Source organism: Fodinibius salinus, assembly GCF_008124865.1.
Taxonomy (GTDB): Bacteria; Bacteroidota; Rhodothermia; order Balneolales; family Balneolaceae; genus Fodinibius; species Fodinibius salinus.
In genome coordinates this window covers 718,377-739,173 of sequence record NZ_VNHY01000001.1, presented here as the reverse complement: position 1 = coordinate 739,173, position 20,797 = coordinate 718,377, and the positions used below count along the sequence as shown (strand labels likewise).

Genomic DNA, 20,797 nt, shown 5'->3' with positions numbered 1-20,797 from the left:
ATGAAGAAACGAGATCGGTATTTAACCGGCATACTGTTAGTTCTTATCGGGATTATTATTGGCACCCTGATGGCCTATTATCAGCAGCAAAATAGTGTTAATGATCAGGCCGAGGTAGATGTAACTGAGGTAAAACACAGCGATCGACCCATTTTTTCGGATGAGCAGCTGGCGAAAATAGATGACCGGTTTTTGTTTAAACAAATTTCTGAGCGGGTGAAGCCCACAGTAGTTTATATCGAAGCTTCTGTGCCGTTTTCTGGCCGGCGGATGCCCGATGATGAAATTCATAACGATGAGGACGGTTTTTGGGGAGATATGATTCCAAAGCGTGCTCAAACCGTTGGGTCTGGAGTAATTATCAGCAGCGATGGTTATATTTTAACAAACAATCACGTTATTGACGGTGCTGTTGATGATCAAATTGAGGTTACTCTGAATGACAAGCGTACCTTCAAGGGACGTATTGTAGGGCAGGACCCTACCACTGATTTAGCTGTGCTAAAAATAGGCGCAAAAAATCTCCCTGTTGTTACAATCGGTAATTCTGATAAGGTAGATGTGGGAGAATGGGTGCTGGCAATCGGCAACCCGTTTCGCTTACGCTCTACCGTAACGGCAGGAATTGTAAGTGCACTCAGCAGAGATGTACAGATTATCAATGACCGTATGCGCGTAGAAAGTTTTATCCAAACTGATGCCGCTATTAACAAAGGGAACAGTGGTGGGGCATTGGTCAATACCGGTGGTGAATTAATTGGCGTAAATACGGCTATCGCATCCCAAAGTGGAAATTACCAAGGGTATGGATTTGCTGTACCATCGAATTTAGCAGCTAAAGTCGCCGAAGATTTAATAGAATACGGAAAGGTACGGCGTGCATTGCTTGGCGTTACCATACGCAGCGTAAATGCTGCTACGGCAAAAGAGTTGCAAATGGATGAAATTAGGGGGGTTCAAATTACGGGGGTTTCTCCTAATGGAGCTGCTGAAAAAGCACAATTACAGGCTGATGATGTAGTTCTTAGTATTGACGGGGAAAAGGTAAGCGAATCGAATCAGCTGCAGCAAAAAGTAGCCGTCAAACATCCGGGAGATATTGTGGAGTTACAGATATATCGTGATGGAAAGGTATTTACTCAAAATGTAGAATTGGGGATGCTTGAATCCACAGAAGAGCTTGCCAGTTACAGCCGGCAAGAGGAACCCGAACAAGGGAATGGTGCGGAACAAAAACAGGCCGTACAGTTTGCTACTTTTGAAATGGGATTTCGCGTGATGGCTGTTCGCAGTGCTCCCGGAAGTTCCATATTCAATTTAATTATAAGTGATATTCGCTCAGGATCGCCCATTGCAGATACAGGTTTACGAGAGGGGTTTCGAATCCTGAAGGTTCAGAATCAAAAAGTTGAAGATTTGGAATCTTTACAGGATATTTTGGGAGAAATAACACAAAAGAATGAATTGGTATCGTTTACGGTAGAAACAAGAAACGGCCGTCAAAAAACAGTTACTTTTCAACCTTAAATATTTTTATATGCGCCGCACGCTAATTACGTTTTTGAGTTTTGTTTTATCAATTTTCATTGTGTCATGTTCTTCGACGGCAAATATGGCATCGAAGGGAGAAAATGCAGAAAAAATAAAGGCATCCAGCTATCCCTCGTGGTATAACAGTAATAAGTTAGTTGAAAGTACTGAAAACAATTTCTTAGTCTACGGCGCGGCTATTAGCGGTGATTCAGCTTCTGTTATAGATAAGGCTATGGATAGAGCAGGATCGGAATTACAATCTTCAGTATCTGATAGACTGGAAGATATTCGTTCTGAGGCCTTGGTTGAGCAGGGATCAGAATCGGGACTGGATTCTTCCCATTTTTTGATTGCGTTGCGTAAAGCAGATAAAGCGGTTCCATATCTTTTAGAAAAACAAAAAGAAGAAGTTATTTCTGTTGAGGGGCAAGAGAGCTATCGCGGATTTGTACAAGTATCTGTGTCGAAGGAGGAGTTAATAGAGAGGATTGATAAGCGATTGTCGGGTTACGATAAAGCATGGAAGGCTATGAAGACTTCCAAAGCTTTTCAAAATTTTTAGAATATTTCTTTACTGTAGTGTTTTACCTTCCGAATAGGTGATCTATATTTATTAGAGTCTGTTGCCAGAAGGGGGGCAGTGGTTTTAAGCAAAACAAAACCCGCAAAGTTTATAACACTTTGCGGGTCTGTCAATTAAAAGAAATATAAAAGCGAAGTTACATATTCTTTATAATTTCTTCGCCAAATTCTGAGCACTTCAGAAGTGTTGCATCATCCATCAGCCGCTCAAAATCGTAGGTCACTCGTTTTTTAGTGATCGAAGCTTCAATACCTTTTTCAATAAGGTCGGCAGCTTCAGTCCAGCCCATATAGTTGAGCATAATTACGGCCGAAAGAATTAATGATCCAGGGTTAACCTTATCCTGACCGGTATATTTTGGAGCGGTACCGTGCGTTGCTTCAAAAACAGCGAGACCGGTATTATAGTTGATGTTTGCTCCCGGGGCAATACCTATACCACCTACGCAAGCAGCCAGCGCATCAGAAACATAATCGCCGTTGAGATTCATCGTAGCAATTACGTCATATTCATCAGGACGCGTTAAGATCTGCTGCAAGAAGGCATCTGCGATAGCATCTTTGACTACTATACCATTTGGCAGTTTGCACCAAGGGCCTTCGCCAATTACTTCGGCATCAAACTCTTCGCGAGCTACTTCATAACCCCAGTCCTTAAAGCTGCCTTCAGTAAATTTCATGATGTTTCCTTTATGGACCAGCGTGACACTGTCGCGTCCTTCTTCGATAGCATAATTAATGGCTGATCGAACCAGGCGCTTAGTGCCTTCTTCAGAAATAGGTTTTATACCCAGGGAGGTGGTGTCAGGGAATCGTATCTGATCAACACCCATATCATCAATCAAAAAGTTTTTAAGCTTATCATTTTCCGGGGTACCTGTCTGATATTCAATACCGGCATAAATATCTTCAGTATTTTCGCGGAAGATTACCATATCCGTTTTTTCCGGATGTTTTACCGGACTGGGTGTTCCGTTGTAATATTTAACGGGACGGACACAGGCAAACAGATCTTTTTGCTGTCGGATAGCTACATTCAATGAGCGAATGCCGCCACCTACAGGAGTTGTTAATGGACCTTTAATTGCTACTTTATAATCCTCAATAGCATTTAGTGTATCCTCGGGCAGCCATTGGCCTTCGCCATAAAAATCAACGGCTTTTTCTCCGGCATAAATTTCGAACCATTCAATTTTCTTTTTACCGTCGTAGGCTTTTTCAATAGCACTGTCCAGCACATTGCGCATTGTGGGCGTGATATCAATACCAATACCATCACCTTGGATGAAAGGGATAATGGGATTATCACTGACATTCAAAGAGCCGTCAGCATTTACTGTAATTTTGGTCCCGTTTTCGGGAGGCGTAATTTTATCGTAACTCATGGAGTTTCAGCAATATATTTGAATTTAATTTGTCTTAAAGTATAGTAAAAAAATGAAGGAGGTGCATGCTTGGAATTGAGCGGGTTGAATCCACATGATTTTCTTTGGATCGATGAGAGAAAAGAAATTTAATAAGCAGCTAAAATTTGAATGATTTTCTGATTATATTTCTTTTGAGATAAACTTCGACTCCTAAAACGGAAGCTGTTATGATCAAGCCAATGTTTGGGCATCGCCCAGAACCGCGGAAATTTAATTATCAGTTTCAGCATTATGATCCCAAGGAAGAGGAGCGGCGAAAACAGCGTATTAGCATCAAGCGAAACCATAAGAGGTATCATCAGGGGCGTTCGGTGATGTTGTATGCTTTGGGGCTGGCGCTTGTTGTGTATATCATGTATATATTATAGCACTTTCGACGGCCTATTTTCTGATTTACAGAATATGTGGCACAGGTATTTGTACTAACTCCAATCTTGTAAAAACCTACACTTCTTAACTTGACCCAGGAAACAGATTCATCAGATTCTATCATTCAGCCGCTTCCCCCGGAAATTTCAAATAAAATTGCTGCCGGTGAGGTCATTCAGCGTCCCAGTTCGGTGGTTAAAGAATTGTTAGATAACGCTATTGATGCTGGTGCAGATGAGCTGAAGATTATCATCCAAAATGCAGGACGAACGCTTATACAAGTAGTTGATAATGGTTGCGGAATGGGCAAGGAGGATATCACGCTTTGCTTTGAACAACATGCAACTTCGAAGATTAAGGATATGGATGATCTTTTTCGCGTGCGAACGCTGGGCTTTCGGGGTGAAGCAATGGCATCTATTGCATCCGTCTCACAAGTTACACTTAAGACCAAACGTCCCGATGCCGATATGGGATACAAGTATGAGATTTGGGGCGGCGAAGAAAAATCCTTTGAGCCGGCAGCTGTTGAAGACGGGACTTCGGTAGCGGTACGAAATTTGTTTTACAACGTCAGGGCACGACGCCAGTTTCTAAAAACGGATGCTACGGAATTTCGGCATATCCTAAAGACGGTGCAGCAAGCAGCATTGGCAAATCCTGATTTGGGATTTAAACTTGAAGCTGATGGTGATATTATCTACGACCTGCCCAAAGAGCAGTCTATGAAAGATCGTATTACGGCTATGTTTGGCAAGAGCTACAAAGCCAGTCTTATCAGTTTTAGGGAAGAAACCAGCTACCTGACAGTGCATGGTATTTTGGCTGATCCCAAGCTGACAAAACGCAGCCGCGGAGAGCAGTTTTTGTTTGTGAATGGTCGTCCTATTCAGCACCGTTATTTGACCTACATTATTTTGGATATCTATGATACATGGACGGGCGACAAGGACTATCCTTTTTATGCCATCTTTTTAGAAGTAGATCCCAAGCAGGTTGATGTGAATGTTCACCCCGCTAAAGAAGAGGTAAAATTCGAGGATGAGCAAAGTATTATTAAGCTGACTAAATCAGTGGTGAAGAGAAGGCTCAACGAGGAGTTTATGGTACCTGATGTGTCGGATCAAGAAGAGCAGGATAGCGCATCACCGGCATCGCGTGGGTTTTCATCAAACTTTAATTTTGGAGGACACAAGAACAGACAGTCCAACAAAGATAAACCGGTAAAGTTTCCGTCCCGTATTAATTATGATCGATCCGGGGATTCATCGAACCGTGATCAGAGTGATTTTTCTCAGCAACTTTACAGTAACGTTGGCGGCCAATCCCAAAAAGAATCTTCAAAATCTGATCAGGAAACTGAGGGTCGTCCACAGCAAATTCAAAACCGAGGTTTTTGGCAACTGCACGATCGCTATATTTTGACACAGACACGGTCGGGATTGTGTATGATCGATCAGCATGCGGCCCACAAGCGTATTATCTATGAAAAGGCTCTCAGCGCTACCGAGGCCGCCATCCCAAGTACGCAACAGCTGTTGTTTGCACAAACTGTTGATTTTTCTGCTTCCAGATTTTCACTGCTTAAAGAACTTCATCCCATCATTCAGCGTATGGGATTTAATGTGCAGTTAATGAGTGGAAATACTGCGATGGTTAGTGGAGTACCGGCAGATATCGATATTGGTAATGAACAGTCGGTATTAAAAGCTATGCTGCAGCAGTATCACGAATTGGAAGGCAAGGTAGAACTCGATGAGCGTAAAAAGTTAGCTATTGCTTTTGCAGCTAAAACGGCAATACCCAAAGGGAAAAAGCTTACGGATATGGAGATGGAAAATTTGCTTGATCAGCTTTTTGCCTGTGATGAGCCTTATAAAGATCCACTGGACAAACCCACGTTAGAGTATATCCCTCTTGAAGATATTGAAGCGAAATTTCGTTAATTACTTAGAAGGATTCTCAGTTAAAATTAACAGAAGGTAAAATTATTACGTAGATACTACTTATAGACTTTGGTAAAACCAAGATACTCCCGCCGAATACTCGGGGCAGGCAAGAAAGGGTACTTTAATAAAAGAAGATTGGCTTTAAGAATCTCTTCTAAAACGAAAGACTTGGAAGATTAAATAACTAATGATGTTTAACAAGTGAATAGTTAGTAATCGAAAGTATGAATATTCTGGCGGTAGAGCCATTTTACAGCGGATCACACAAAGCTTTTTTACAGGGGTTAGAAAGACATTCCCAGCATAATATTATTCCTGTAAACCTGAGCTATAAGGGCAAGAAATGGCAGATGCACGGCAATTCTGTGGCGCTGGCTGGTATGACGCAAGAAATTCCCGATGATATTGATCTGTTGCTGGTGAGCAGTATGACAAACCTGCCTGCTTTTCTATCGCTGACGAACCCCCGCTTTGCCGATGTGCCCAAAGTGATGTATATGCACGAAAATCAGTTTACGCAGCCTATGCCTGAAGGGGAGGAGCGTGATTTAACCTATTGCTACCTTAACTATTTGAGTATGCTCTCGGCTGATCGCCTGATTTTTTCCTCTAATTTTCATCGTGATGATTTTTTGGAAGCCCTTCCTGAATTTTTACAACATCATCCCGATGACAAGCATTACTATCCGGTGGATAAAATTGCCCAAAAAAGCATCGTGCTGTATCCGGGACTGGATTTGCATCGTTTTGATGAGCTGCCTGACCAGCAGCAGTCCAATGATAATCCAGTTATTGTGTGGAATCAACGCTGGCAGTTCGATCGTAATCCTGCCATGTTCTTTCGTGTACTCAACCGGCTTAATGATATTGATCTTACTTTTGATCTTATTTTGGCCGGTGATACGCAACACGAGAAGCCTGAAGAGTTTGAAAAGGCGTGGGAGCGATACGGGCAACATATTACGCATTTTGGTTATGTGGAAAACAAAGAAAATTACAGCCGACTACTACATAGCGGTGATATTGTAGTATCGACAGCTACTTATGAGTTTTTCTGTGTGGCCATCATGGAGGCTATATACTGTGGTTGTCACCCGTTGGTACCCAACCGATTACATTATCCGGAGTTAATTCCTGAAAACCAGCACAAACCCTTGCTTCATGCACCGGTGTTGTATGATACCGAAGATGACCTGTTCCATTACCTTAAAGATCTGCTGACTAATGAAACAAAACCACTTCCCAACGATTCGCTGCAAAATATCAACAAACATCTAGATTGGTCGAATCGTATTGAAGCTTTTGATGCCATGTTTGAGGAGTGTAGGGATATAGAGATCAAGTCAGCGTTGTCGTAGTTTAATCTGTTTCCCCAGTAGAGCAGTGGGAACGGATGGAGGCATAAGCAGCAGGTAGAGATGTGGTGATTTGCTGAAAAATGAATGACTTACCGTCCGTAGGCGATAATTTTAAGCGGATCTGTCTTAGAAGCGATGCGGGCAGGGAGCCACGAGGCAAGGGCACAGAGCAGCAGTGTTACGCCGGTTACAAGAAAGAAATCGAGCATATGTGGTTCAACAGGGGCGTAAGCCATGTAATAGTTTTCCTGCGAAAGAGGTATTATTTGATAAGTGGATTGCAGCCAGGCAAAAATAAGGGAGAGTGCGATGCCAATGGCCAGCCCCAATACAGCTACAAAAACTCCCTCTAGCAAAAATATGCCACGTATACTTTTGTCGCTAGCGCCCATCGTTTTTAGGATGCCAATATCACGTGTGCGCTCCAGTACCATCATTAGCACGGTACCAATAAGATTAAAAGCGGCAACGATAATCATTACGCTGATGACGAAGGGAATAGTTTCCTCTTGCAGATTTACCCAGGCGAAGATGCTTCCATAACGATTATATATTGTTTCTGTAAAGTAGGGATAACCCAGGTCATCATGTAGTGTTTGCCCGAATGTTTTAATTTTTGACTGGTCCTTTAGTCGTATTTCGATTTGCGAAACAGTAGATTCAGGCAAGTCAAAAAGTTGTTGTGCATGAGGGCGATCGACGAGCGCGAGGATATTATCAAACTGGCTGACACCAGTTTTGTAAATGCCTGCCAACCGAAATTGCTTGATATTAGGAGAGTTCAGCGGACTGGGCAGTCCTTCAATAGTATAGGCTGTGATAACTGAGTTAATGTTGACTCCCAAGCTTTTGGCAAGGTCAGCCCCCAATACCATCCCCGGCAGACCACTACTATCAGTAGAAAGGTCATATGCTCCTTTATGGATATAATTCCTTATATCCGTTACATCACCGCTTTGGGCCACGCCTTTGAACATGGCACCAGTCACATCAGAGGAGGACTGTATCATGGTTTGTTGTTGTACAACAGGCTGTGCCCGGGCTATTTCAAGATGCTTATTAATATCTTCAAGAAGTGTGTCGGCTTCTGCAATGGGAGTCCCGTTGAAGGTAGAAACGGTAACATGAGGAGCAAAGCCAAGCACTTTATTATCGATAACGGATTTAAAACCGTGAACAACTGAGAGGGCAATCAGTAGCCCCGCCGATCCTACGGCAACACCGGTAATGGCCATGGTTTTAATGAAGGATAAAAAACGAGACCCCCTCCGCTTACCCTTAAAATACCGTTTGGCTAAATACCATTCGAAGTTCATGTTGTTAGTTATTTGTTACTGGTGCTTGTTAATGATTGATGAATTTTTCTAGCTAATCATTTTCATCCAAATAATCATCAACTATGAACCAAAAAACTATTTTTCCGGTTTCATTTGAGGGAAGAACAGTACATCCCGAATAGAATCCGAGTTAGTCATAATCATCGCCAGTCGGTCAATGCCGATACCGAGTCCGGCCGTAGGAGGCATGCCGTACTCCAGCGCCTGCAGAAAGTCCTCATCAATAGTCATTGCTTCTTCATTGCCATCAGCTCGCAGGCGTGCCTGTTCTTCAAAGCGCTCGCGCTGATCAACCGGATCATTAAGCTCCGAAAAGGCATTGGCAATTTCTTTGCCGTTGCAGATACACTCAAACCGTTCAACAAGTCCTTCTTTCTCGCGGTGTTTCTTGGCTAGTGGACTCATTTCAATGGGATAGTCCGTGATAAATGTAGGTTGGATAAGGTTTGGTTCGACATACTCACCAAAAATTTCATCAATAATTTTACCCTTGCCGAAACTGTCTTCCAGCTCAATATCTAAATCTTGGGCGGCCTCTTTGAGTTCATCAATATCTTTGCCATATAAGTCTTTACCTGTTTCGTCTTCAATAGCTTCGAACATAGGAATACGCGGCCAGGGACTTGCAAAATCAATAGTATTTTCGCCGACTTCTACTTCCGTCGATCCATGTAGTTCTTTGGCTACATGTTCGATTAGTTGTTCCACAAATTCCATCATCCAGTTGTAATCCTTATACGCTACGTATAGCTCAACCTGGGTAAACTCCGGATTATGGAAACGGGAGAGCCCCTCATTTCGAAAATCCTTAGAAAACTCATAGACGCCGTCATATCCGCCAACGATAAGTCGTTTGAGATAAAGTTCGTTGGCGATACGCAGATACAGTTTCATATCCAGCGCATTATGGTGAGTAACAAAAGGCTCGGCCGAAGCACCACCATATACCGGTTGCAGAATGGGTGTTTCAACCTCAAGATACCCTTCATCGTTCATATAGTTGCGCATGGCTTGTACCATTTCACTGCGTTGCTGAAAAGTATTGCGCACCTCGGGATTAACGACAAGATCCAAATACCGTTGCCGATAACGTTGTTCCTTATCTGAAAATGCATCATAGACTTTGGTTTCGCCGTCTTCTTCTACCTCTTTGGGAACGGGAATAGGGCGCAAGGTCTTGCTGAGCATATGAAACTCTTTGGCATATACCGTCGTTTCGCCGGTTCCTGTTTTAAACACATGCCCCTTAATACCCACGAAGTCGCCGATGTCAGTAAGTTTCTTAAAGACCGTGTTATATTCTTCCTCTCCTACATCGTCACGGCGAATATATACCTGTATTTCTCCTTCTGAATCCTGCAGGTTAAAGAATGTAGATCCACCCATGATTCGCCGTGTCATCACGCGTCCTGCTACCGACACTTGCTCAACGTCCTCTTCATCCTGATCATCTTCTTTAATAAGTTTCGGATGATCGAGTATATATTTACTGTGATGAGTTACTTCAAAATTATGCGGATAGGGTTGATATCCTAAATCACGAAGTTCCTGTAACTTTTCGAGACGTATTTCATGTTGCTCACTTGCCGAGGATTCAGTGTTGCTCATGAGAGAAAATGATATTTTATTCTATTGGGTAAGAATTATTAAGTCGGTAAAAATAAATAATTCAACGCAAAATTGTGACTTTTTTCTGAAGCTCGAGAAATTGTTTCACAATATGATATAATTCATCATTTTCAGGAATTATATTGCATTTAATATTGATCTCGATGAATGATATTTCTTCTCATATACAGCAATTTTTATCGTTTAAGGGTTGTTTTGCATGGACAACTATTACAGAGCTTTCAACCGAAGATCTGGAACAGCTTTCAGGATATGAACGTGAAGAATTGAAAGAACAAACGAATGTGAGGCGGCAGCGTGAGTTTGTTACGTCCAGACTGCTGCTTAAAAAGATGGCACATCAATCACTGCCCGTGCAGGATGATATACAGATCAGGAAAGATGAACTCGGCCAGCCATTCGCTGTATGTGGGGACGAACAATATTTTGTAAGTATTGCTCATACGCGGCAGCATGTATTTTGTGGCATAACGGTATCAAAACCGATAGGTATTGATTTAGAACCCGTAGAACGAAAAGTCCCGTCAAAACTAAGTAAAAGAATATCTCATCCCAATGAATCACAGGCAATTAACGAGATACCAACGGTACAATTGTGGACTATTAAAGAAGCTTATATCAAGTTGCGGGGAGAAGGACTGCGGATGAATATGAATGAGGTTTGTATTCAGCCCAGCGGTGCTCATTTTGAAGCGCAATTAAATAATGACAAAAGGGCTAAAATTTGTAGTTTCCAATCAGAAAATAATTGGGTGGCCGTTGCGCACTACCAGTAATTAGATAAGGATCAGTATTTCGTATGAATATTACTTCTTATAAGCCCGCAGATATCCAGCGGGGGATTGTTGAAGCCAAGAAAAAAAGTGCAGATTCCAAAGAGCATGTACGGTTACTTTTTGCTCCCGAACGCATCGACGATGACAACTTTGAAGATGCCTGTGCCATTTACAGCCGTGTTGAAATGTCAACTATTGATACCGTGGTTGTAGTAGAGTCGCACGATGAGAAGTTAGACAAAAAGTTGCCGATGGCATCAAATATGCGTTTCGAGACGCCGGTTGGCAGCGTGCCCGTTGATGACTATATGCGCAACGAATTTTGTGATGAAGATGATGACTTTTTTATTCATGATGAAGCCTTTGATAAAGATATTAGCTTATTTCAGCAGCTGATGTTCTTACAGACTCTTTCGGATGATTTTAAAGCACTTAGCGTCCAGATTGCGGATCCCAGTCCCGCCATTGTAAAAGAGTTGGCCTATGTGCTCGAAGAGGTGCTGGCCTCCCGCAATGCACTGATTGTCTTTTGCTGTGAGCTGGACAACAACTACAAGCAAGAGTTCCAAAAGGTTATGGAATTACTTAATGATGATAATCAATCTGGACTAATGAACTATTTGAATAGCGGAGAGTCTAAGATTAAAGGAGTCACGTCTTTTATTGCCGGTATCATTGTCGCTGATAAATGGCAGGTGGATCTTAGTTTTTTGAGTAATAATGATGAGAGTAATACCGGAAGCCTGCTTACTGCCTATAGCAACCGACAAACGGTCCGATATTAAATAAACTTTCCTCTCATGTCACTGCCTGATACAACTGTGATAGGAACCGGTCGATTGGGTAGTGCATTGGTTCGTGCATTTTACGACAAGGACATTTCGATAAAAAGTGTATTTAATAGAACGGTCGAAAAAGCACGAGGTTTATCGAATAAATTTGAGATCAGTATCGTTTCTACATTTCCTTCTTCAGTAAATGAGCTCGGTAAGTTGGTTTTTCTTACGGTTGCCGATCAAGCCATTGAAGATACCGCCCAGCAGTTAGCGGAACTTGGAAGTGATTTCAGTAATCATATCATTGTACATTGTTCAGGAAATCAATCCGCTGAGGTATTGAAACCACTGAAAGAAAAAGGAGCAGTAATAGCGTCCTTTCATCCATTACAAACCTTTACTGGCGAATCAGCGGAAGGCCGATTGGAAGGAATATCTTTTAGTCTCCAGGGGGATAATGATGCCTTTAATGCGTTAAAAGATGTTGCCCAAAAGCTGGATGCTGAGACACTCGAAGTTACTCCCCAACAAAAATCTGATCTACATGCCGCGGCTGTGTTGGCCTCTAATTATTTGACAGCGCTGTTGGATGCTTCTGTTCAAACAGCCTCACTCAGTGGACTGTCTAAGATTCAAGCTAAGAAAGCACTGATGCCACTCATTCAAACAGCAGTTCAAAATATTGACGAAGGTTCTTTTGAGGGTGCGCTCACGGGACCTATTCAACGCGGTGATATAGGGACGGTAAAACAGCATCTTGAACTATTGGAAGGTCATTCTGAACTTGTTGATCTGTATATCACAATGGGGAAACGCACTGTAAACTTAGCCGAACGATCGGGATCTTTAAAGGAAACAAAGGCTAATAAACTGCGTAAAATGTTTAACAATTATGGATGATTATTACGAGCGGGTGTATGAAGTAGTTAAGCAGATTCCGGCAGGATGCGTTACTACCTATGGGGCTATTGCGCAATATTTAGGGATCAAATCTGGTGCTCGAATGGTTGGGTATGCTCTCAACAAGGTGGCGGAAACGGAAATCCCTGCTCACCGTGTTGTAAATAGGAATGGAGAACTAACGGGTAAAGCCTATTTTCCTGGTGATACTATGCGAGAACGTTTACAACAGGAGCAAGTAACGTTTATAGATGATTTTCAGGTTGATATTGAAGCCCATTTATGGAATCCTAATGAGGAATTGAATTAAGTTTTGTATGATATCCAACAAAACAATTTTTGGTACTTTTATATTAACAGTGCTAATTTTGCTAACGGGTTTTGCAGATCAAAATGCAGGTATTACAATCAATGATCCGCTCCTTAAAGATGTAACAGCTGATGAATTGCAACAAATTGTTGATTCTTATCAGGGCAAAAAAGCGGTACTTGTCAATGTTTGGGCTACTTGGTGTGGTCCATGCGTCGAAGAATTCCCCCATATTGTAGAATTACAGCGTAACTATCCCGAACAGTTGAAGGTGATCTTTATTTCGGCAGATTTTAAGGAAAACCGATCAAAAGCTTTATCTTTTTTAAAGGAACAAAACGTAGATTGGACGACTTATTTTAAAACGGGGAAAGATCAGCCGTTTATTGAGGCGTTGTCCTCTAAATGGAGCGGCGCACTGCCGTTTAGTAAAGTAGTTGACAAAGAGGGCAATGTAGTTGCCAGCTGGGAGCAAAGTGCTGAATATTCGACTTTTGAAAAACACGTTAAAACTGCAATAAAATAATTGAGATCATGAAGAAATATCTACTACTAGTTATTCCTGTTTTATTAGCTGTATGCCTGTATGCTTTTTTACCTGTTGAAGAAAAGGTAAAGAAGGATGAGCTGGCTCTTGGAGATTCAGCTCCCCTTACCGATGTTGAGGTTCAAGATGTTTCGGGAGAAACCTTGACTCTGCAAGAGGTGGCTAAAGAAAATGGATTGTTGGTAAACTTTTCTTGCAATACCTGTCCCTGGGTAGCCAAGTGGGAAGATCGGTATAATCCTATTGCAAATATTGCAGAAAAACGTGACATAGGTGTTGTGGCTTTGAATCCCAATGCGTCGTATCGCGATAAGGGAGAGTCAATGCAAGATATGCAGCAGCGGGCGCAGAAAAGCGAATACCAGTTTTATTATGCACTGGATAAAAATGCGAAGATTGCCCAAGCTTTCGGGGCTAGTCATACACCACATATCTTTTTGTTTAACGGAGATATGGAGTTGGTTTATAAAGGAGCTATAGATGATAATGCAGCTTCGGCCGAACAAGTAGAACAGCCGTATCTTAAAAATGCAATCAAGGATTTGGCAGCAGGTAAAGAAATTGATCCTAAAGCTACAAAATCACTGGGCTGCACCATCAAATGGCCCAGATAGAATAGGGGTGTATTATTCCTAATTCTCTTATTATTTGCCTATTTTATGGTTTGCCAGTTTACTGGCAAACCTTTTTTGTTTAAATCACTAACGATTATACATGCCTAAGTGGATACTCAATACCAAGTTTAAGTTTGATGCTGCTCATCTGATTGAAGGATATGAGGGCAAGTGCGGACGTATGCACGGACATTCTTATAAGGTTCATGTTGAAGCAAAATCCAATACATTACATCCATCCAAGTATCTTGATACCGATGATATGGTGTGCGATTTTCGCGAGCTTAAGTGGGCGTCAAAAGGGTCCGAAAAAGGAGGGCTGGATCACGCAGTGCTCAACGATGAGTTACCCGTAAATCCAACTGCAGAACGCATTGCTGAGTTTATCTATAAAGAAACCAACCGGCGTATTCCCGATGATGTGTCACTGAAAATTACGGTTTGGGAGACAGAAAGCTGTTGGGTAGAATATACCGAAGACGATGTTTAACATGCTTGAAAAGAACAAAATGGATAACCTCATCGACGAAGATGAGATGAAGGGGGTAAAATACCCGCTGGTAGAGGATTTTTATACCATACAGGGGGAGGGAGCTCACAGTGGGCGTCCGGCGTATTTTATTCGTACAGCGGGTTGCGATGTCAATTGCTGGTGGTGCGATGTGAAAGAAAGCTGGGACGAGGAAAAGCATTCCAAGAAGTCAGTTGCTGATATTGTGCAGGGAGCAAAAGACAGCGGAGCAAAATTTGCGGTCATTACCGGTGGAGAGCCACTGTTACATGACTTGGGCCCGTTGACTTATCAGCTTAAACAAGCTGGCATGGATGTGCATATTGAAACCAGCGGGTCATCACCAGTTTCCGGCTATCTGGATTGGATTACGCTTTCCCCAAAACGATTTAAAGAGCCCACTGATGATATTTTTCGATATGTAGATGAGCTTAAAGTTGTAGTGCTCACAAACAAAGATCTGGAATGGGCCGAAAAAAATGCAGCTAAATGTCCTGACAGCACGCAATTACTGCTGCAGCCTGAGTGGGAAAAAGAAGGAGCAGTAGAACTCATCATTGATTACGTCAAGAGCAATCCTGAGTGGGGGATAAGCTTGCAAACGCATAAATTTATGGGCGTAGAGTAGTAGGTAAATAATCTTGCTATAATCTCATTCCGCTGCTCTGCTGCAGAATGAAGGAGCCAGGGATCTTTTCTTTACGTTTGGGCTGCCGCGTCGTTATTCATAACACAATTTTTATATAAGAAAATATTACCAAAGTGACTTCAGATCATAAACATTCCGTTATCATTACCGGAGCCAGCCGTGGCATCGGGAGACGTATTGCCCAGGCATTTGCACGTGAGACTGATTACGCACTTGTCTTGGTGGCACGTACTAAATCTGATTTAAAAGACACCAAAACGCTCTGTGGTAACATTGGGGATAATGAAATTACTATACTGCCGCTTGATGCCTCGGACCCGAAATCCACAAAAAGCATTACGTTGCCCGATGAATTTCCCACCCCCAAAATTATTATTAACAATGCGGGCTCTTACTTGCTTAAGACATTGGAAAAGACCAGCCATCAAGAATTTAACGAGCAGATTCAGGCAAACCTTTTTTCAGCAGTTAATATGACCAATTGTTTTTTGGATGATTTGAAACAAAAGTCTCATTCATTCATTATCAATATCTGTTCGGTTGGGGCAACAGAGGGACTTAAAGACAGCGGGGCATATTCCGCTTCCAAACATGCACTGCTGGGATATACGCGTTCACTGCGTCAAGAACTGATGGAAACGAAAGTTGGTGTTACAGCCATCAACTTGGGACAAACACAATCGACCTCCTGGGAAGGCTCACTCATTGATCGTGATCTGTTGATCGATCCCGATGATGTAGCCAAGATTATTTTAAATTTAATTCTTTTATCACCGCGGACGGTCGTGGAGGAAATCTTAGTCAAACCTCAACACGGGCGCGTTCCGCCGATGTAATATTTTAACTAGTACTACCTAGGTTTTAGAATCCTGCCAAGGTCAAGTCCTTTATGGCTCAGGCCGACGTGCAACACCACTTTCGTAAGCAGCATCTTTCACGGCTTTTGCGACATTATTAACTACACTGTTATCAAACACACTTGGAATAATATATTCCTCTCCGAGTCCCTCTTCATCAATACATTCGGCAATAGCATGGGCTGCCGCATTTTTCATGGCTTCATTAATATCAGAGGCACGGGCATCCAGAGCCCCGCGAAAAATTCCTGGAAATGCCAGTACATTATTAATTTGATTGGGATAATCACTTCTTCCTGTCGCAATAATTCGAGCAATAGAATGGATCTCTTCCGGCCTGATTTCAGGTTCGGGATTGGCCATGGCAAATACGATGGGATCCTCAGCCATTTTTTCAATGGCTTCTTTAGGTACTGTTCCGGGTCCACTTACGCCGACGAGGAGATCGGCATCTGAAGCGGCATCTGTTACAGATCCTGTTTTATTATTCTGATTGGTATTCTGTGCCAGCCATGCCTTGCTGGAATTCAGATTTTTCAGACGATCTTTGTTTATGATACCCGTGCTATCGCAGCATAGAATTTCTTTTACTCCGGCTTCAAGCAGGATTTTGGTGATAGCAACTCCGGCAGCCCCAGCTCCCACAATTACTACGCGTAGATTGGACATTTCTTTGTCTACAACTTTAAGGGCATTAATGGTCGCTGCCAGCGTAACAACAGCCGTCCCATGCTGATCGTCATGAAAGACGGGGATATCCAATTCCTTTTTTAGTTTATCTTCGACTTCAAAACAACGGGGAGCGCTGATATCTTCTAGGTTAATCCCTCCATAACCGGGCGACATCCATTTTACGGCCTTGACAATTTCATCCACATCCTGGGTATCAAGGCAGATAGGATAGGCGTCCACTTTACCGAATTCCTTGAATAACATTGCTTTACCTTCCATCACAGGCATGGCAGCTTCGGGACCGATGTTTCCTAGCCCCAGAACGGCCGAGCCGTCACTGACGATAGCCACCGAATTGTCTTTTATGGTAAGGTTATGAACCTTTTCCTTGTTTTCGGCGATGGCTTGGCAAACTCGTCCCACACCAGGGGTATAAGCCATAGATAGGGAGTCCCGTGTGTCCACCGGAACCTTGTTTTGAATATGGATTTTACCTCCGAGATGAAGTAGGAACACACGATCGGATACATTCCGAACCTTGACGCCGTCAATTTTTTTGATGGCCTCAACAATTGATTTGGAATGATCTTCATCGCGGGCGCTAACAGTAAGGTCCCGTACCTTATATTCTCCGGCAACTTCTACGACATCAACAGCCCCCGGATCGCCTTTTTGTTGTGCAATTTCTTTTAAAACTTTGGCCAGCATGCCCGGTTTGTTTTTGATGTACAAACGCATGGTGAAACTATAGCTGACACTAGGTTGAACGTCACTCATCAATACTCCTCTTTACTTAAAATTGTGTTTTTGCAATAAAAAATATTTTCAATTCTGGTACATTTTTGGCTAATACAATAATAATCGTTGTAACGTTTCCTTCAGCCGCGCATCGGCCAGGTAGTGCTTCTCCAGCTTAGGACTAAACGGCACCGGAATATCCAGCGATGAGCAACGCAATACGGGCGCATCGAGATGCTCAAAGCATTTTTCAGTGATGAGGGAGGAAAGCTCGCTCATGGGTCCAAGCGTTGTAGAAGGCTCTTGCAAGAGCAGTACCTTATTAGTTTTAGCCACTGATTGTTTAACCGTATCAAGATCAAGTGGTGCCAGACAGCGCAAATCTATAATCTCAATTTCTATTCCATTCTTTGCATATTCATCTGCAACTTCCTGCGCCCAGTGAACCCCCATTCCATAAGTGATAATAGAAGCATCAGAACCCTGACGGTAGGTTTTCGCCCTTCCAATTTTTTCGGGTGTACACGAGTCGGGCGTTACCTCACGAATACTTCTATACAGTTTTTTATGCTCAAAGATAAGCACGGGATTGGGATCATACAGGGCACTGTATACTAGGTTCTGTGCATCTTTTACCGTGGAGGGAACCACAATTTTGAGTCCCGGATGTTGCATAAACCAACCTTCGGGGGATTGTGAATGAAATGGGCCAGCGCCAACGCCTGCGCCATGGGGAGCCCGAATTGTAAGATTTAGCGGCGGCATCCAGCGGTATTGCGCTTTCGAAATGTTGTTGATGATCTGGTTAAATCCGCAGGAGATAAAATCGGCAAACTGCATTTCCACCACCGGTTTAAATCCTTCTAAAGCCAAACCGATACCGCAGCCCAGCGCGCCTGCTTCAATGATGGGGGTATTGCGGATGCGATCTTTACCAAATTGATCTATAAATCCTTCAGTGACCTTAAATACACCGCCGTATTCTGCGATATCCTGCCCCATCATGATAAAGTCATCATCTTCCTCAAATGCCTGCTGTAGCGAAAATTGAATGGCATCTACAAAACGTTTTTCAGATGATTGTTCAGCGGGAGAGGAATCGGGTAAATCAAAAGAAGTAAATAAGCGATTAGTTTCAGTTTGTAGATCAAAAACGGGCTCATTGGCTTCTAGAGCACGGTCGAGTTTGGGCAGAAAACGTTCATCAACCTCGTCTTGGATAGTACTTAATTCATTATCCCCGGACACAAACTGTTTTTCTTTGAGCCATCGGGCCATCCGGTCGATGGGATCTTTTTCAGCCCATTTTTCGAACTTTTCATCGGGGACATAGAAAGTTCCTGAAGCCTCTTCATGGCCGCGCATCCGAAAAGTTTTAGCTTCTATAAGCGTAGGCTTGCCTTCAAGGGCATTCTCTTTAGCTGTGGTCACCGCATCCATCACCGTAAAAATATCGTTACCGTCAATTTTCATGCCTTCCAAACCGTAGCCTTGGGCACGATCAACTAAATTGTCACAGGCATATTGCTCGTTAGTAGGAGTAGATAGGCCATAACCGTTGTTTTCGATCATGAAAATGACCGGCAATTCCCATACGGCAGCAAGGTTTAGTGCTTCATGAAATTCACCTTCACTGGTAGCCCCATCGCCACAGAAACTGCAGGCTACAAAGTTATTATCACGCAGATTCGAGGATAAGGCTAGTCCATCAGCAATGGGCATAGTGGCAGCCAGATGGGAAATCATTCCCACAATGCGTTTTTCAGGTACCCCAAAGTGAAATGAGCGATCTCGTCCACCCGTATAGCCATCGGCTTTACCCAGCCACTGACAAAAAAGTCGGTACAAATCTACGCCGCGGGTTGTAAAAAGTCCCAGGTTACGGTGCATGGGCAGCAGGTAGTCCTCCTCATGGAGAGCAGAAGATACCCCTACCGAGATGGCTTCCTGTCCCATACCGGAAAACCATTTACTTATTTTATTTTGACGCAATAATTTGAGCATTCGCTCCTCAATACGGCGGGGAAGCAGAAGGTCTTTATATAATGAGCGTGCCTGTTGAGCAGTAATTTCTTTTTGCGGTTCGATCATTTAAAAGTGCTGATAATTATGTAAGTTTGCCGTGCGATAATTATGCCAAACATCTTAGAGTTGTAGAATAATTGCAACTAAATTTATGGTTTATTTTTAATCGTAACGAACGGTTAACAGATATCAGATGTATCATAATTTGAGCAGGTTCTTTCGATAAGTATTTATTTACTCATTCAAATTGACAGTTTCTAATTATGGCAACAGAAGCACTTGGACGACAAATTTTGGTTGAGCTTTATGATTGTGCTTCCGATAAAATTAATGACACAGATTTTATTAAAACGACTATGCTGGAGGCTACGCGTGCCTCGGGAGCAACCATTATTTCGCATGATTTTCATAAATTTAGTCCTCACGGGGTAAGCGGCGTGATCGTGATCGCCGAATCACATGTGTCAATCCACAGTTGGCCTGAATATGACTATGCTGCCGTTGATATTTTTACCTGTGGCAATACCATTAATGCAGAAGCTATTCGAGATTCCCTTGAAAAGGAATTTGAGGCTCAGCATATCTCAGAAGAAGAAATTGAACGTGGTGTGTTGAATGTTAATGCCGGTAAAAAGCAGCTTTTTGATCCCCGTCACTCAGCATCAAAAAACTAGCAGTATAATGATTGACGTTTCGAATTTAATGGCTCCTACGGCCAACATTTATAGTTTAGTCAGAGGATCATCTGAAGGACAGACGCCGCTCAATGCGTTTGATAATGCACTGCTTAATGCCGGTGTAGGCGATACTAATCTGATGCGCATGAGCAGTATATTGCCTCCCGATGCGCAACAGCATGACATTGCAGATTTGGATTTACCGGCCGGTGGATTCTTGCCGCTGGCATATGCTGCCATTGATTCGAAGAGACCCGGCACAGTCATTGCTTCGGCGGTAGCGGTGGGCATCCCCGAAGATGATGAGGCGCCGGGTGTCATTATGGAGTTTGAGGATGAGGATGAGCTGCTTACGGTGGAGCAGAAGGCTCGACAAATGGTCGTCAATGCTTTTGAATCCCGAAATCGAGAGCTGAAAGAAATTAAATCGATTGGGATTGATCACAAAGTTAAAGAGTGTGCTTCTGCCTTTGCAGGTGTGGTGTTGTGGTATGAGTGACGAGCAAAAAGTGACATTTATATATTTTCATCACTCGTTGTCTATTATCAATATCTAATTTC

The 20,797-nt window shown here is 42.8% G+C and carries 21 protein-coding genes; 16 read left to right on the top strand and 5 right to left on the bottom strand.

Annotated elements, in window-relative coordinates:
• Together LX73_RS03360 and LX73_RS03355 are read left to right on the top strand one after the other, a co-directional pair.
• Positions 1-1,527 (top strand): trypsin-like peptidase domain-containing protein, encoded by a 1,527-nt coding sequence (locus LX73_RS03360; protein WP_148898052.1) that lies wholly within the window; start codon positions 1-3, stop codon positions 1,525-1,527.
• A gap of 85 nt (positions 1,528-1,612) precedes the next feature.
• Complete coding sequence (locus LX73_RS03355; protein WP_211359350.1) at positions 1,613-2,095, top strand: hypothetical protein; 483 nt, start codon at positions 1,613-1,615, stop codon at positions 2,093-2,095.
• A 157-nt stretch (positions 2,096-2,252) separates the two neighbouring features.
• On the opposite strand, the gene icd is transcribed toward LX73_RS03355, so the two are convergent.
• A complete protein-coding gene (gene icd / locus LX73_RS03350) occupies positions 2,253-3,500 on the bottom strand; it encodes an NADP-dependent isocitrate dehydrogenase (protein ID WP_148898050.1) in 1,248 nt (415 codons plus the stop codon).
• A gap of 209 nt (positions 3,501-3,709) precedes the next feature.
• Here icd and LX73_RS03345 point away from each other — a divergent pair, with 209 nt between their 5' ends.
• The 3 genes from LX73_RS03345 (at position 3,710) to LX73_RS03335 (ending at position 7,218) form a co-directional block, all read left to right on the top strand.
• Positions 3,710-3,910: a hypothetical protein gene (locus LX73_RS03345; RefSeq protein WP_246138155.1), complete on the top strand. Its 201-nt coding sequence runs from the start codon at positions 3,710-3,712 to the stop codon at positions 3,908-3,910.
• Between the two features lie 90 nt (positions 3,911-4,000).
• A complete protein-coding gene (mutL, locus tag LX73_RS03340) occupies positions 4,001-5,857 on the top strand; it encodes a DNA mismatch repair endonuclease MutL (RefSeq protein ID WP_148898049.1) in 1,857 nt (618 codons plus the stop codon).
• 227 nt (positions 5,858-6,084) lie between these two features.
• Entirely contained in the window at positions 6,085-7,218 is a 1,134-nt protein-coding gene (locus LX73_RS03335; protein WP_148898048.1) for a tRNA-queuosine alpha-mannosyltransferase domain-containing protein, read from the top strand.
• An 89-nt stretch (positions 7,219-7,307) separates the two neighbouring features.
• On the opposite strand, the gene LX73_RS03330 is transcribed toward LX73_RS03335, so the two are convergent.
• Both LX73_RS03330 and lysS read right to left on the bottom strand, forming a co-directional pair.
• The gene (locus LX73_RS03330; protein ID WP_148898047.1) at positions 7,308-8,534 is read right to left on the bottom strand and encodes an ABC transporter permease; all 1,227 of its coding nucleotides are present in this window, start codon (positions 8,532-8,534) and stop codon (positions 7,308-7,310) included.
• A gap of 96 nt (positions 8,535-8,630) precedes the next feature.
• A complete protein-coding gene (gene lysS, locus LX73_RS03325) occupies positions 8,631-10,163 on the bottom strand; it encodes a lysine--tRNA ligase (protein WP_148898046.1) in 1,533 nt (510 codons plus the stop codon).
• 164 nt (positions 10,164-10,327) lie between these two features.
• Between lysS and LX73_RS03320 the strand changes: the two genes are divergently transcribed.
• The 9 genes from LX73_RS03320 to LX73_RS03280 all read left to right on the top strand — a co-directional run bounded on the left by LX73_RS03320 (position 10,328) and on the right by LX73_RS03280 (position 16,103).
• Positions 10,328-10,960: a 4'-phosphopantetheinyl transferase family protein gene (locus LX73_RS03320; protein WP_148898045.1), complete on the top strand. Its 633-nt coding sequence runs from the start codon at positions 10,328-10,330 to the stop codon at positions 10,958-10,960.
• Between the two features lie 23 nt (positions 10,961-10,983).
• Positions 10,984-11,745 (top strand): AmmeMemoRadiSam system protein B, encoded by a 762-nt coding sequence (amrB, locus tag LX73_RS03315; protein ID WP_148898044.1) that lies wholly within the window; start codon positions 10,984-10,986, stop codon positions 11,743-11,745.
• Positions 11,746-11,760: 15 nt separating this feature from the next.
• Positions 11,761-12,636 carry a Rossmann-like and DUF2520 domain-containing protein gene (locus tag LX73_RS03310; protein WP_148898043.1) on the top strand — a complete coding sequence of 292 codons (876 nt, stop codon included), beginning with the start codon at positions 11,761-11,763 and terminating at the stop codon, positions 12,634-12,636.
• Complete coding sequence (locus LX73_RS03305) at positions 12,629-12,946, top strand: MGMT family protein (RefSeq protein WP_148898042.1); 318 nt, start codon at positions 12,629-12,631, stop codon at positions 12,944-12,946. Before LX73_RS03310 ends, LX73_RS03305 begins: the two co-directional genes overlap by 8 nt.
• A gap of 7 nt (positions 12,947-12,953) precedes the next feature.
• On the top strand, positions 12,954-13,472 hold the full coding sequence (locus LX73_RS03300; RefSeq protein WP_148898041.1) for a TlpA family protein disulfide reductase: 519 nt from the start codon (positions 12,954-12,956) through the stop codon (positions 13,470-13,472).
• Positions 13,473-13,480: 8 nt separating this feature from the next.
• Positions 13,481-14,107: a redoxin domain-containing protein gene (locus tag LX73_RS03295; protein ID WP_148898040.1), complete on the top strand. Its 627-nt coding sequence runs from the start codon at positions 13,481-13,483 to the stop codon at positions 14,105-14,107.
• A gap of 100 nt (positions 14,108-14,207) precedes the next feature.
• Complete coding sequence (locus LX73_RS03290) at positions 14,208-14,597, top strand: 6-pyruvoyl trahydropterin synthase family protein (protein WP_148898039.1); 390 nt, start codon at positions 14,208-14,210, stop codon at positions 14,595-14,597.
• Between the two features lies 1 nt (position 14,598).
• Entirely contained in the window at positions 14,599-15,246 is a 648-nt protein-coding gene (locus tag LX73_RS03285; protein WP_425461085.1) for a 7-carboxy-7-deazaguanine synthase QueE, read from the top strand.
• Positions 15,247-15,380: 134 nt separating this feature from the next.
• Positions 15,381-16,103 carry an SDR family NAD(P)-dependent oxidoreductase gene (locus LX73_RS03280; RefSeq protein ID WP_148898037.1) on the top strand — a complete coding sequence of 241 codons (723 nt, stop codon included), beginning with the start codon at positions 15,381-15,383 and terminating at the stop codon, positions 16,101-16,103.
• A gap of 51 nt (positions 16,104-16,154) precedes the next feature.
• On the opposite strand, the gene LX73_RS03275 is transcribed toward LX73_RS03280, so the two are convergent.
• Together LX73_RS03275 and LX73_RS03270 are read right to left on the bottom strand one after the other, a co-directional pair.
• Positions 16,155-17,573: an NAD-dependent malic enzyme gene (locus LX73_RS03275; RefSeq protein WP_148898036.1), complete on the bottom strand. Its 1,419-nt coding sequence runs from the start codon at positions 17,571-17,573 to the stop codon at positions 16,155-16,157.
• Between the two features lie 69 nt (positions 17,574-17,642).
• On the bottom strand, positions 17,643-19,625 hold the full coding sequence (locus tag LX73_RS03270; protein ID WP_148898035.1) for an alpha-ketoacid dehydrogenase subunit alpha/beta: 1,983 nt from the start codon (positions 19,623-19,625) through the stop codon (positions 17,643-17,645).
• Between the two features lie 197 nt (positions 19,626-19,822).
• On the opposite strand from LX73_RS03270, the gene speD reads away from it, so the two are divergent.
• Together speD and LX73_RS03260 are read left to right on the top strand one after the other, a co-directional pair.
• Positions 19,823-20,233, top strand: coding sequence for an adenosylmethionine decarboxylase (gene speD / locus LX73_RS03265; protein WP_148898034.1), 411 nt, complete (start codon positions 19,823-19,825; stop codon positions 20,231-20,233).
• A gap of 7 nt (positions 20,234-20,240) precedes the next feature.
• On the top strand, positions 20,241-20,735 hold the full coding sequence (locus LX73_RS03260) for a pyruvoyl-dependent arginine decarboxylase (protein WP_211359349.1): 495 nt from the start codon (positions 20,241-20,243) through the stop codon (positions 20,733-20,735).
• The last annotated feature ends 62 nt before the right edge of the window (positions 20,736-20,797 follow it).